The sequence below is a fragment of the Paenarthrobacter sp. C1 genome, from assembly GCF_049315185.1.
GTDB classification, from domain to species: Bacteria; Actinomycetota; Actinomycetes; order Actinomycetales; family Micrococcaceae; genus Arthrobacter; species Arthrobacter nicotinovorans.
Map to the genome: position 1 here is coordinate 82,531 of NZ_CP186053.1, position 12,366 is coordinate 94,896.

Annotated in this window: 11 protein-coding genes and 3 pseudogenes; 5 read left to right on the forward strand and 9 right to left on the reverse strand. The window is 71.4% G+C overall.

Features of this window, described 5'->3' with window-relative positions; all coding sequences use genetic code 11:
* Positions 1-14 precede the first annotated feature (14 nt).
* Entirely contained in the window at positions 15-425 is a 411-nt protein-coding gene (locus ACNAOU_RS22755; RefSeq protein WP_422758810.1) for a DUF4913 domain-containing protein, read from the reverse strand.
* Positions 418-2,162, reverse strand: a pseudogene (locus ACNAOU_RS22760) (type IV secretory system conjugative DNA transfer family protein). The gene ACNAOU_RS22755 and the pseudogene ACNAOU_RS22760 overlap by 8 nt, the downstream one beginning before the upstream one ends.
* A 185-nt stretch (positions 2,163-2,347) precedes the next feature.
* Here ACNAOU_RS22760 and ACNAOU_RS22765 point away from each other — a divergent pair.
* The 3 genes and pseudogenes from ACNAOU_RS22765 (at position 2,348) to ACNAOU_RS22775 (ending at position 5,052) form a co-directional block, all read left to right on the forward strand.
* Positions 2,348-3,438 (forward strand): annotated as a pseudogene (locus tag ACNAOU_RS22765) (tyrosine-type recombinase/integrase).
* A 70-nt stretch (positions 3,439-3,508) separates the two neighbouring features.
* On the forward strand, positions 3,509-4,279 hold the full coding sequence (locus tag ACNAOU_RS22770; protein WP_422759251.1) for a helix-turn-helix domain-containing protein: 771 nt from the start codon (positions 3,509-3,511) through the stop codon (positions 4,277-4,279).
* Between the two features lie 89 nt (positions 4,280-4,368).
* Positions 4,369-5,052, forward strand: a complete 684-nt coding sequence (locus tag ACNAOU_RS22775; protein ID WP_422758811.1) for a hypothetical protein — start codon at positions 4,369-4,371, stop codon at positions 5,050-5,052.
* Positions 5,053-5,586: 534 nt separating this feature from the next.
* On the opposite strand, the pseudogene ACNAOU_RS22780 reads toward ACNAOU_RS22775, so the two are convergent.
* From ACNAOU_RS22780 to ACNAOU_RS22790, 3 genes and pseudogenes are all read right to left on the reverse strand, one after another.
* Positions 5,587-7,121: pseudogene (locus ACNAOU_RS22780) on the reverse strand (ATP/GTP-binding protein).
* 58 nt (positions 7,122-7,179) lie between these two features.
* Complete coding sequence (locus ACNAOU_RS22785; RefSeq protein WP_422758812.1) at positions 7,180-7,446, reverse strand: hypothetical protein; 267 nt, start codon at positions 7,444-7,446, stop codon at positions 7,180-7,182.
* Positions 7,340-8,686 carry an SCO6880 family protein gene (locus tag ACNAOU_RS22790; protein WP_422758813.1) on the reverse strand — a complete coding sequence of 449 codons (1,347 nt, stop codon included), beginning with the start codon at positions 8,684-8,686 and terminating at the stop codon, positions 7,340-7,342. The genes ACNAOU_RS22785 and ACNAOU_RS22790 overlap by 107 nt, the downstream gene beginning before the upstream one ends.
* Before the next feature lie 17 nt (positions 8,687-8,703).
* Here ACNAOU_RS22790 and ACNAOU_RS22795 point away from each other — a divergent pair, with 17 nt between their 5' ends.
* Positions 8,704-9,300 carry a hypothetical protein gene (locus tag ACNAOU_RS22795; RefSeq protein ID WP_422758814.1) on the forward strand — a complete coding sequence of 199 codons (597 nt, stop codon included), beginning with the start codon at positions 8,704-8,706 and terminating at the stop codon, positions 9,298-9,300.
* 327 nt (positions 9,301-9,627) lie between these two features.
* Here the strand turns inward: ACNAOU_RS22795 and ACNAOU_RS22800 are convergent, their stop codons facing one another.
* From ACNAOU_RS22800 to ACNAOU_RS22815, 4 genes are all read right to left on the reverse strand, one after another.
* On the reverse strand, positions 9,628-9,993 hold the full coding sequence (locus ACNAOU_RS22800; protein ID WP_422758815.1) for a hypothetical protein: 366 nt from the start codon (positions 9,991-9,993) through the stop codon (positions 9,628-9,630).
* Positions 9,994-10,013: 20 nt separating this feature from the next.
* Positions 10,014-10,736, reverse strand: coding sequence for a hypothetical protein (locus tag ACNAOU_RS22805; RefSeq protein WP_422758816.1), 723 nt, complete (start codon positions 10,734-10,736; stop codon positions 10,014-10,016).
* Positions 10,737-10,750: 14 nt separating this feature from the next.
* Entirely contained in the window at positions 10,751-11,038 is a 288-nt protein-coding gene (locus ACNAOU_RS22810) for a hypothetical protein (protein WP_422758817.1), read from the reverse strand.
* Between the two features lie 97 nt (positions 11,039-11,135).
* Positions 11,136-11,675 (reverse strand): hypothetical protein, encoded by a 540-nt coding sequence (locus tag ACNAOU_RS22815; RefSeq protein WP_422758818.1) that lies wholly within the window; start codon positions 11,673-11,675, stop codon positions 11,136-11,138.
* 135 nt (positions 11,676-11,810) lie between these two features.
* On the opposite strand from ACNAOU_RS22815, the gene ACNAOU_RS22820 reads away from it, so the two are divergent.
* Positions 11,811-12,326 (forward strand): helix-turn-helix domain-containing protein, encoded by a 516-nt coding sequence (locus ACNAOU_RS22820; RefSeq protein WP_422758819.1) that lies wholly within the window; start codon positions 11,811-11,813, stop codon positions 12,324-12,326.
* Positions 12,327-12,366 lie beyond the last annotated feature (40 nt).

Consider the following 12,366-nt stretch of genomic DNA (forward strand, 5'->3'; position numbering starts at 1 on the left):
TCGGAGGCATGCAGTCAGAACAGACCTGCCGGTGGTTCCTCGCAGGGCAGCGGGGCGAGTTTGGAGCGGTGTCCGTCGTCGGGGTTGCAGCCTTTGAAGGGTCCGTCGGTGGAGAGGAGGACGGTCATGTGGTGGTCTGCGTGGTCGCGCCACCAGACGCTCATGCCGGTGGTGCCGTCGAGGCGGAGGTGTTCCCAGGCGCGCCAGAGGGCTTCGAGGCGGCTGATGGCTTCGGCGTGCTTCCACCATTGCGGGCACCAGGTGGTCCCGCCTTGGACGTTAAGCTGGCGGCGGTAGCTGACTGCCAGCTTCTCCCTGACGAACTCGGCGACGTTGGGGTAGAACAGCTCGGGCGCGTCCCCGGCCGGCTCCGAGATGGTGGCATCCTCAGGGTCGTCGTCCCACTCTCCCAGGTCCTCACCCATCAGACACCCCGGCTTTGGCGGGTGCGGGCTGGTTGGCGGGGTCGTGCGCGGCGATGGAAGCGCGCACCGCCTCGGCCTGGGGCCGCTCATCCAGGGCACGGTCTCCAGCAGTGCGGCGGGGGCGCCGGAGGCGAACATGATCGCGCGGCCGCGGGGAAGGCGGCAAGGTCCGAGACGTCCAGGGTGCGCTCCTTGCGGTCGTTGTCGTGGCTGGTGGATGTGCCCTGCCTGGACCGTGACTGAGTGGTGTTGGTGTAGCGGTACTCGCCGACGAGCTGGGCGAGCTCGCCCAGGAATTCGGCTTCGGCGACGCCGCCGCCGTAGACCTTGATGTTGGCCGCGCTCCAGAGCTTGCGCATCCCGTCCCGGCCCCAGACCTCCACGCCCTGGGACCAGGACTGGAGGATGGTCATCAGGACGATGCCGCGGGAGCCGTAGTGGCTGTAGAGGTTCGGCAGCTCGCGCCAGCGGCACACGTTCGCGGCCTCGTCCAGGACCCCGACCATGGGCACTGCGAGTCGGCCGCCGGGCGAGTGGACGGCGAGCTCTTCGGCGGCCTCGACCACGGCGACGGTCAGGGCGGTGACGAGGGGCCGGCGGTGCCCTTGCCCTCCTTGGACAGGCTGTACAGGGTCCCCTTGGACCGGACGAAGTCAGCGGGGTCGAACTGCGGCCGGCTGTCGCCCTCCCCTTGGGGGTGACCCATTGGCCGATCTGGTGGTTGGTGAGGCAGGAGGCCATCTGCAGGGCCGTCCCGTACACGCCGCCGCGCTGCTTCTCGGGGGCGTTGATGACGCCGCCGACCGCGTTGGCGGTCTGGGCGTAGCCGTGGGCGCGGAGGATGTCCACGGCCTCGTCGTCCGCCGGCCGGGTGAGCCAGGTGTGGACCTGGGTGATCGGGCGGGAGTCCAGGGCCGCGGCGAGGAGGAGGCCGGCGAGGAGGTCCTGTCCGGCTGGGTCGAAGTAGGCGTCCGTCTTGGCGTCGGGGCCGCGGGAACCTGAGGCGAAGTGGTCGGCGAGGCGGGCCGCGCGCACCTCGTCGGTGACGTAGGAGAGGGGTTCCACCACCAGGTGGGTTCCTCGAGGGCGACGGCCTGGGGTCGAAGACCCATACCGGCCCGTCGGCGGCCCGGACGTCGCGCGTGGAGTCGACGATGTCGCGCTTGTTGGAGGTCACCAGGGCAGCGCCCGGGGCGGCGAGATCGCGGGGATCGCGCGGGAGGTGGTCTTGCCTGTGCGGGGGCCCCAGATGTCGATGTGCATGTCCTCCCAGGAGCCGTAGACCATCTGGCGGCCCAGGACGGTCCTGCCGACAGGGACGCCCGGGGAGTCCTTGACTCCGAGGCGTTCGGCGGTCGCCGTCGCCCCGGCCAGGCTGAGGGCCCGGAGGTCCCGGCCCTTGGCCATGTGCTGGGCTGCTGCGTCCACCCGGGAGCGCTTGGCGCGGCGGCGCAGGACGGCACGGGCCACGAGGACAGCGCAGGCGGCGACCACGGCGCCGAGGCCGGCCAGGACCCACGTGGACGGTGCCGGCCAGATGACCTTGCGGGCGAGCAGGCCGAGGACCAGTTCGAAGGGGTTGGCCGGCAGCCGCTGCCCGTCGTGGGCGAGGGCGGAGCCGAGGTGGACGGCACCGGTGACCGCCCCGACGGCCAGCACCACGGCGATGATGAGGACCCAGAGCAGGACCGTGCCGGGGTCGAGCTGGGACCGCCTGCCGCTGTTCGGTGCGCCCATCAGAGTGATCCTCCTTCTATCTCTATCCGCTCAGGTTCGCTGGGGTGGATCGCGGTGTGTGGCCGCGTTCTGGCAGGTGGTGTCGGTTCATTTCCGCCGTGGACGGGAACTGATGGACCGTCGACCACAGTGACGGTTTGCTTGTATGGTCGATGCATGGTCGCTCCTGTTGAAGTCGGGTTCTGATGGGCTTGGTGGCGCTGCCGGGCGGCGGGGCCGGGGATCCGGAGTTCTGGGGTGCTCAGGCGGTCGAGGACTTCGAGCAGGAGATCGTCGACGAGCATGCGCTGGCGATGGCGGCCGCCGGGCTGAGCGATGGCCATATCCGCAGCACCCGGGCGATCGTGATCGAGTTCGCCCGGTCCGTGTCCGGGCCGCTGTGGGCGGCGACGTGCCAGGACGCGGACAGGTTCCTGGCCGAGCAGCGGCGCCTGGGCCACAGCGTGAGCACCAGGGCCGGCAAGGCCGGGACGCTGGCGCTGTTCTACGAGTTCGTGATCAGCCGCTACCAGGGCCGGATCCACCGCGCGACCGGGGTGCTGGTCGAGCAGCCCATCGACGAGTTCAACCGCCAGTCCGGGAAGTCGCTGGGCAAGGTACGGGTGCCGCCGTCGGAGGCCGAGATCGATGCGTTCTTCACCTCCTGGCGCCAGTCGATCCCGCAGGCCCGCAAGTACCTGCCCGCGGCGCGGACTACTTCGCGGCCTCGCTGTGGCGCCGGCTGGGGCTGCGGATCAACGAGACGGTGATGCTGGACATCCGCGACTGGCGCCCGGACCTGGGCGGCTTCGGCAAGCTCCACGTGCGCTTCGGCAAGGGCTCGCACGGCCGTGGCCCGAAGCCCCGCCTGGTGCCGGCGATCAACGGCGCGGCCGAGCTGATCGACTGGTGGCTGGGCGAGGTCCGGCACCAGTACGGGGAGGACTGGGCAGACCCCGATGCGCCCCTGCTGCCATCGGAGCGCTTCGACCGGGAGCTGGGACGGTGCGGGCGGGTCGGCGGCAACGCGCTGCGGCGGGCGCTGGGCCTGCAGGTGGAGAAGTGGCTGCCGGCCTGGTCGGGACGGATGAGCCCGCACGTCCTGCGGCACTACTGCGCCTCCTCGCTCTACGGGGCCGGGATGGACATCAAGGCCCTCCAGGAGCTGCTGGGGCACCAGTGGCTCGCCACCACCTCCGGCTACATCCACGTGCGCAGCGAGCACGTCGAGGCGGCCTGGAAGAACGCCAACGAGCGGGTCGAGTCCCGCTTCGCCGTCACGCGGAAGGAAGGATGAGCCCGTGCAGTGGAACCTGCGGATGAGGGCCGCCGAGCGCGGGATCTGGAAGTCGGCGCAGATGCGCCGGATGCTCGCCGAGGCCGGCCTGGAGATCAGTGCCGGGAAGATGTCGTCCTGGTGGGCCGGGACGCCGCCGACGATGAGGCTCGAGGAGCTCGACGTGCTCTGCTCGGTCCTGGGGTGCACGCCCTCGGACCTGATGACGCCCGAGCCGGAGAAAGTCGCCGGCCGCCGGCCCGGAAGGCCGAGGCCGTCAACGGCGCCGGCCCGGGCAGCGCCCCGGCCTCGCCGGTCGTGGCGCCGAGGTTCGGCAGGCCGCGGTCCGAGCCGCCCCTGTGAGCCCGGCCCCGGGACCGGGGGCGCCCCTGCGGCCGCCGCCGATGTGCACCCGCTGCCAGTCCAACCGGGTCGCCTGGGTCCGCCCGCGCGTGGACTGCTGCTACGACTGCCTCCCGGGCGGGCCCTTCACCGCGCCGCCGTGCTCCAGGTGCGGCACCGGCAGGGACTACTTCAGCCAGGGCATGTGCGCCGCCTGCCATCCCGGGAGCCCCCAGTACCCGGGCTCGTGCAGGGACTGCCTGGCCTTCGGCGTCTACCGCCGCCACAGCTTCACGTGCTGGCCCTGCCGCTGGTGGCGCTCCCACTACCCGCAAGGGGCCTGCGGCTTCTGCGGCCGCACCGCCCGCATCGGAGAGCGGGGGAGCCTGCCGGCTCTGCCTGGAACAGGCCCGGATGCTCAGGAGCCCGGCCGCGCCCTGGACCTGACCGGGGCCAACCGCGACGGCCAGCAGCTCTTCTTCGCCAACCTGAACTTCGCCCGCCGCGGCACCACCACTGAGCCCGGACCAGCGCGCCCCCTGGAAACGGCGCGCCAGGGACCGCCAGCCCACCGGCCCCGGGGCCGGGGTGCAGGCAGCGCTGTTCAAGATGGCCCCCGACCCCGCGGCCGTAGCGGCGCGCGTCCGGGCCGAGGACAGCGAGCTGACCCGCTACTGCGCCGCCATCGTCCGCGAGCACGCCGAGAAGGCCGGCTGGAGCAAACGGCAGCGCAACGACGTGACCCGCTCGCTGCGGCTCCTGCAGGCCCTCCGGGCCGCCCCGACCGCGAAGGTCCGCGCCACCGACGTCCTCCAGCTGCGCCAGTACTCGGGCAACATCGCCTCCACGCTCGACGTCCTGGCCGCGGCCGGCCTGCTCATCGAGGACCGCCCGAGCGGACTCGAACGCTACTTCGCCGCCAAGACCGCCACCCTGCCGCAGGCCATGAAGGACCAGCTCGAGGTCTGGCTGCAGGTCCTGACCGAGGGCTCCTCCCAGGCCCCGCGGCAGAAGCCGCGCACCCCGCAGACCATCAGGGCCCACATCCTGGGCATCGAGCCCGTCGTCCACGGCTGGGCCGAGGCCGGCCTGGAGTCCTTCGCCGAGGTCACCCGCGCCCACGTCACCGCCGCACTGGCCGGAACAGGGGGCCGCCGCCACATCGCCGGGAACGGGCTCAAGTCGCTCTTCACGACCCTGAAGGGCCGCCGGCTCATCTTCGCCGACCCGACCCGCGGGATGAAGGCCTCCCCAAGGCCGCCACCATCCCGCTCGCCCTCGACCCCGCCGTGATCCGGGAAGAGCTGAACCCGGACCCGGTGGTCGCCCTCGCGGTCGCCCTGGTCGCCTTCCACGCCCTGACCGGCAGGCAGCTCAGGCACCTGCAGCTGACCGACATCCGCGACGGAGCCCTCGTCCTGGCCGACCGGGACGTCCCGCTGGCCGCCCCGGTGCGCACCCGCCTGGCGGCCTGGCTCGACCACCGCAGCCGGACCTGGCCCGGCAGCGCCAACCCCCACCTGCTCATCAACAGGCGAACCGCTCCACGGCTCGTCCCCGTCGGCCCCAGTACCCCTGGACCGGCATCACGCTGCGGCCCCGAGCCCTGCGCGAGGACCGCATACTCCACGAGATCCACGCCACCGGCGGCGACATCCGCCTCGTCTGCGACCTGTTCGGGCTCAGCGTCGAAGCCGCCACCCGCTACCTCGACACCGTCGCGCACCCCGACCTCGCCCCAGCCGACGGACAGGTTCGCCGAACCTGAGCACCCCCACCGGCCCCAACCGGCGACCATGCTCAGGTTCAGGCCGAAACCGTCAGAATTCACCCGAACTTCTCACTTTTGGCGTGCCAGCGCTTGTTCGTGTCGTGCAGGGATTCCTCGACGCTGGTCAGCTTGAGCGCGACCGGGATGCCGGGGCGGCCGCCGACCTTGAAGAGGAACTTGCCCAGGCCGGGGCGGACGCGCTTGCGGTTCCCGCCGACGTCGGTCCAGGAGCCTGGGTCGGCCCAGGAGATGAGGCGGGCCTGCTCGGCGCGGGAGAGGGTGACGGCCTTGTTCAGCTTCTCCATCTCGGCCCCGGGAGGGCGCCGCAGACGACCATGCCGGAGCGTTCGACGAAGCCGCGGGCCTTCATCCGCTCGGACTCGGTGGGCAGGGCCTCGAGGTCGCTCATGGTGTGGGTGATCATGGCCTGGCCGACGCCCTCGGTGCGGTTCAGGCGGGTGAGGGAGTCGACCCGGTCGACCATGCCCTCGCCGGAGCGCAGGGCCCGCCAGAGCTCGTCCATGACGACGAAGTAGTTCCGGCGCGGCTCCAGACCGGCGTCGGCGAGGGTGTGGGCGACCTGGACGGTGGCGAATCCGGTGGACCAGCAGGCCAGCAGGGAGGCGGCCTGGATGTCCCGCTGGGTGTCGGAGATACCGGAGAGGTCGAAGACGACCGGCTTGGCCAGGTCCATGGGCTGGTCGGTGGGCTTGGAGAACATGTCCCCGAAGCGGCCGGACCCGTCGAGGGAGTGCAGCGACTGGCGCAGCTGGTCGGTGGCGTCCAGGTAGCGGCCCATGTCGCCGCGGTCCAGGGCGATGGCGCGCAGCTCGTCGGGGGCGTCCTTGATGACCTCGATCAGGTCCCCGATGAGGGGCACCCTGTCCAGGCGCTCGTCGACGATGTGCAGGGCCCGGTCGATCAGGGATTCCTCGTGCGCGCTGGGCTTGGCGTTGCGCACAATCGTGATCAGCGCGGTCATCATGTTCAGGCGGCGGTTGTGCGAGTCGGCCATGAGCTGCTCGGCTAGCTTCTCCGCCTTTCACGGCCGCGGCGAGCAGCCGCGCAGCGGTTTCCTGGTCGACGGCCCGGTCGGCGTCGGCGCGGTGCCCTTGGGCTGCGGCGTGCAGACGGGCGGCGGCTCCGGTGGCCTCGCCGGGGTCCAGGACGTTCAGGTGGCCGCGGCCGGGGCCGAGGCTGATGACCTGGCCGCCCAGGGCGCGGATGAGGTCGACGTAGTCGGGCTTCAGGTCGCCCAGGATCAGCGGGTTGATGCCCCGGCCGGCCAGGCCCAGGACGATGTGCCGGACCAGGGTGGACTTGCCGTAGTGCGGCAGGCCGAGGACGAACATCGACGGGTTGTTGATCATGCCGTGCATGAACCAGCTGATCGGGTCCCCGCCGAACGGTGCCCCGGTGTCGGTGTGGACGCCGATCGGCACGCCGACGATGGGGGTGCCGGAGCCGCCGACGAAGGGCCACAGCCCGCAGACCTGGACGGAGGTGCCGCGCCATTCGTCGGCGGCCGTGACGTAGAGGGCCTCCCCTGCCCGGCACCCCGCCAGCCGCGGAGCCCGGGCCGCCGCGTGATGGCGGCAGCAGGTTTCGCGGCCCGGGAGGGGTGCGCCGGTTCTTGTTGCTGGTGGGCATCACATGGCCTCGCGGATCTCTTCGGGCACCCTCAGGTGCTTGGGCAGGACCAGGCCCAGGGGCAGCGACGCGGCGAAGGCCGAGTCCTGGGAGCCGTGGGCGCGGCGCAGCAGCAGCCGGGCCGAGGGGCCCAGGTTGCCCTCCACGACGGCGACGGCGTCATCCAGGCCCCGGGGAGAGCACGGTGGCGGTGACGACCATGCCAAAGTTGACCAGGCCGGCGCCCTTGGCCTCCTCCGCGGCCGTCGCCTGCGCGGCGCGGGCATCCACGAGGCCCGCGCCGTGGGCCGGGTGGTCGAGGAGGCCCGCGTGAGCGCATTGGTCTGGTCGGATTCGACGATGGCCGCGGCGCGGCCGGCCTCGATGGGCCGGTACAGCAGCGTGACGCGCTTGCGGTCGATCTCCGTGCGGGGCGACGAGGCGCCCGAGCACCGACGCGAGGACGTGGCCGCGCGGGGCACCGGTCATCGTCCAGGACACCGAGTGCCCGGAGTCGTGGCGGTAGCTGTCCCACCCGGCCTGGTGCGCGGTCGGGCCGACCTCGCCCCAGGACAGGTCGACGGGCGTGCCCTGGTAGTGGGCCTCGTCGATCAGGCGCGCTGCCGCCGGGTCGTAGGCGACCCGCACGACCTCGCACAGCTCCTGGGCGTCCAGCGGCGCGCACGCGCCGGCCCCGGTGGACTCCAGCCGCTCGGTCAGCCCGGGAAGGCGCGAGGCCAGGTCCCGTGCGGTCTCCTCGACCGTGCGGCGCTTCCCACCTGGCCGGGCGGCGGCGCTGAATGTCAGCGCGACCCAGGCGCGGATGGTGGCAGAGCCCTGCGGGTAGGTCTGAAGGGCCTCGCGGAGCATGGCCTTGGCGATGTCCGGGGCGTCCTCGTGGATGTTGGACTCCACTTCCCGCCGCAGCCGCGCCCCCGAATCCGGGGCCGTCTCGACCGTCACCGATGCCCCGACGACGGCCGGCTCATTGGACAGCGAGGCCAGCCAGCCGCCCCAGTTGGCCACCCACGCGTCGACCTGCTCGGGATCGACCAGGGACGCCCCATCGGGCTGGGTGCCGAAGACCACCGTGTAGTGGGCGGTGGAGGGCAGGTGGATCAGGGCGAACGGGCGGCCGTAGGAGTCGTGGAACTCGTGCAGCCTCGACCCGGCGGCGATCCCGGGCAGCTGGAACTCGCCCCACGGCGTCAGGCCCAGTGGCCCCGAGCGGTAGATGTTGGCCTTCTTCTGGCGTGCCGCACGGAACGCGAGGCGGGCGAAGGCCCTCTCTCCCACGGACTTGCTGTGCTTGTCCGTCACCGACACGAGGGCCAGCAGCAGGCCCAGGACCACCAGGGCGGTCAGGCCGGCGGCCCAGCCGCCGACGAAGAAGCAGATCACCGTGATGATCAGGCCGACGAACAGTCCCGCTGTGGCGAGGCCGCCCAGCGTGCCGATGCCGGCCTTGCGGGGCCGGCGCCAGTTGCCGTAGGTCGGTTCCCGGTACGCGTTCTCGACTGCTGCCATTGCTCAGGCACCCCCTGTTGATTCTTCGCCCATGTCCTGACCGCCCCGGCGGCCGCCTGGCCGGCCTCGAGGCCCTTCTGCGCAACCAGCACGGCGGCCCCAGGACCGGCCGCTGCTGCACCCCGGCTGCAGCGCCACCGCCCGCGGCGGCCCCGCTGCCGGCGGCCGCTCCGCTCCCACCGGCGGAGGCGGCTGCTCCTGTCCCCGGCTGTGCGCCTGTCGCGCCGGCGCCCTGGGCCCCGGTCCTGCCCGCTGTGCCCGAGGTCCCGGCCGTGCCCTGGCTCGCAGTCCCCGAGGGTCCCTGGGGCCCGGAGGACTGGTCCGAGCTGCTGCTGTGTGTCGTGCTGGCCGACCCTCTGCCTCTGCCGGCACTGCCCATGCTGATGGCGCCGGATGCCACCCCGGCGACAGCACCTGACGCGAGGGCGCCGCCGCCGCCCGCGACGGCGCCGACCATCGGCGTGACGAACCGCATGAGGGCCGGCATGGCGAACAGCGCGATGACCATCAGTGCCAGCCCGGTGACTGTCGTCAGGAGTGCCGAGCCGAAGTCCTTGCCGTCCCCGCCGTTGCCGAAGATCTTGGCCCCCGTGAGGCGGAAGGCCGTGGCGTAGACGATGGCGGCGGCCGGCTTGTAGAGGATGAAGGCGATCAGCCAGGCCGTGCACTTCTGGAACCAGCCCTTGCCGGCCTCGGTGTTGGTGAACGCCGCGGCCGTGGGGAAGATCCCGGTCAGGACGACCAGCAGGCCGCCCCGGACGATCATGAGCACGATCTGCAGGACCGGGCGAGGATCGCAACCAGCCCGAGCAGGATGATCATGACCGCTCCGACGGGGCTGGTGGCCGAGAGCTGGAGCATGCCGTTGATGTTCTCGTTGAACGAGGTCCCATTGGTGGAGTTCTTGATGATCCAGGCCGAGAACTCATCCGCCGCGACGGTCAGGAGCCCGACAGCCGCGACGCCGGCACCCGAGACGACAACGAGCGTCGCGAGCGAGCGGCCCAGGTCCCGCAGCGGGGCCCCCTGCGCTCGATGATCATCTTGCCCGCGCCCACCAGCACCGACAGCACACCGAGGGCCGCTGTCCAGAAGTAGAGGCTGCTCTGCAGGAACAGCACCGGATCACTGGCCGTCGTCCCTCCCGGGGCTGCGGTCAGGTTCGGGGTACCGGCATTCACCCAGAACGTCCCGAGCGTCTTGGCCGTCTGCCCAGCGGCATCGGCAATCGCCTTGGCCCAGTTCTTGATCGCGTCGTCGGCCACATCCTGGATGGCCTGCCCCGCCTGACAGAAGGGGTTCGCCACGTTCAATCCCTCGCAGGCCATCAGACGCCTGACCAGGGGATGAAGCCGCTGAGGCCGGGAATCTGTGCTGCCCCTGTGCTGCCCGTGGCGGGGACAACGAACTTCCAGTCGCCGCCGTACCACTGAAGCGGTACCGGGATGGAGACCAAGGCTCCGTTTGACCCCTTGAACGCAAGGTCGACCACGGCGCGGTCGGCGTCATAGGAGCGGATGGCGAAGCCTGCGACCTGCGCGGTCACGGAATCAGGGGCTGCGCTCGGAGAAGACTTCAGTACCGCGTCACGTTCGGGCCCCGGAACGGCGAGGTCCTCGAAGACGAGCCGTGCCTTGCCGGCACTGGACAGGGCCGTCACGTTGGCGGCGGCGTAGAGGGCTCCGGTGGGCGAGTGCGCGAAGCATGAGCGGAGGCCGTTGGCTTCTGTCGTTCCGGGGCCGAACTGCTGGGGCGAGGTGGGGGCGGCGATCTTCCCGACCAGCTCCCACTTGGTGTCGGCGGGGGCGGCAGCGGGCTTCGCCTGGTCGCCGGAGGGGAGGCCGCACACGCTGGCCTCCGATGCGGGGTTGGGCTGGCCGGTGCTGGTACTTGCGGCGGGGGCCGGTCCGGCGGCTGGCGTTCCGCCGCTTCTGGGGATCAGGGCGAGGATGATGGCAAGCGCAGCGATGACCGCCACGACAACAGCCGAGATGATGAACTTGGGCTTGGTCAGCGGATTCTGGTCTTCGTTCACTGTCGGTTCCGTCATGGCCTGCCCCTTCTTCAGACGAGGGCGCCGACGATGCCGCCGGAGGAGGCGGCGAGGATGCATCCGCCCAGGACCCAGGCGAGGCGGCCGGCGTGCTCGCCGCCCTCGCCGCGGCGGTTGTTGACCATCATCGTCCCGGCGGTGATCAGGATGCCGGCGACGGCGAGGCCGAAGACGATCCAGGCGACCCATTTGAGGATCGTGATGAGGCCGCCCGAGCCGGGAGGGGCCTCGCCCATGCCGGGGTTGGGGATCTCGGTGATGACGAAGCTCGACCATTCCATGGCCTTGGCGAACAGCATGGGCTTTTCCTCTTTCTAGGTGGCCGGCAGTCCGGCGGTGGTGGTTGCTGCGATCCGCACCTGGTCGAGCACGGTGCGGGCTTCCTTGGGAAGTCCTTCAGGGGGCACGTCGTGGCCGAGGCGCCATGCCTCGATCCAGGGAGGTGCCACAGGTGGGGCACGCCGCCGCCCACGATCCGGGAGAAGTCGCGGATCTCCTTGGGAGCCGCCCCGGGGCGTCGGCCATGACCACGAGGCCGGCGACGCGGACTTCCGGGACGGCGCCGGAGGCCCATTCGGTGGCGGCCCGCTGTGCGGCGCGCAGGCCGGGCACATTGGACCGGGCGACGAGGACGACGGTGGAACCGGACCCGGCCATGGGCCAGTGGTGGTCGGCGGCCCTGGTGCGCCTGTCCAGGCGTGCGAGGGAGGTCTCGCCGGCGCCCCCGTGGACACCGAGCCACCAGTAGTCCGGGGCGGCCCCGGAGACGCTGCGCCGGGGAAGCCTGTCGGCGAGGTCGGGCTCCGGGACGCTGAGCTGGGGCCTGGTGGCCCCGGTGGGCAGGAACGCGGAAGCTCCTCCGCGGCGGGTGCCGGCTCCTCTTCGGTCTCGGCGCCGAAGGCGACCCACCGATTTCCTGACGCTGGCATTCACCATCCCCCTGTCATGTCCGCGAAGATCGTATTGGTCCCGTCTGACACGAAAGGCCCCCATGAGCCCCCGATACGCCGTTAGTAACTTTCAATCACCCCTAGTACACCACAGTACCAATTCATGGGCTATGGTGGACCTATGCGGTGGGATGGACTGAGCGTGGATCCCAAGTACCTGGAAGCGCTCTTCGCCAAGTACCCGGAGCGCCTGACGCCCCAGGACCTCGAGGAGATCTTCGGGCTGTCCCGGAACACGGTCTACCGCTGGCTGCAGACCGGGGTGATCCCTGCCTACCAAGTCGAGAAGACATGGCTGATCGCCAGAGATCAAGTCAAAGACTGGGTGGGCAGAACCGGAACTCGCTCCGGGAAGGTAGGACACCCACGGCCGGCGGCGACCAGGCAGCCGGAGAGGACCAGGCCGAGTCCTAGCGGACTCCGAGTGCGAGGGGGCACATGCAGTCTCAGAAGGGCGGACCGCTCCTGGTCACAGGGGCTGTCCTCACTCCTGCCCTCCTTGTCCTGGCCATCGTCATGGCCGGCGGCGGCTCGCAGGCTGCCGCCGACGTCTGCTCGCCCACCGGGGGAAGCGTCAGCGTCGAGGCGGGCAGGCTGCCCAAGGTCGCCGTCGCCGGCTACCAGGGAGAGCAGCTGAAGAACGCCGCCCTGGTCATCAACGCCGGAAAGGCCCTGGG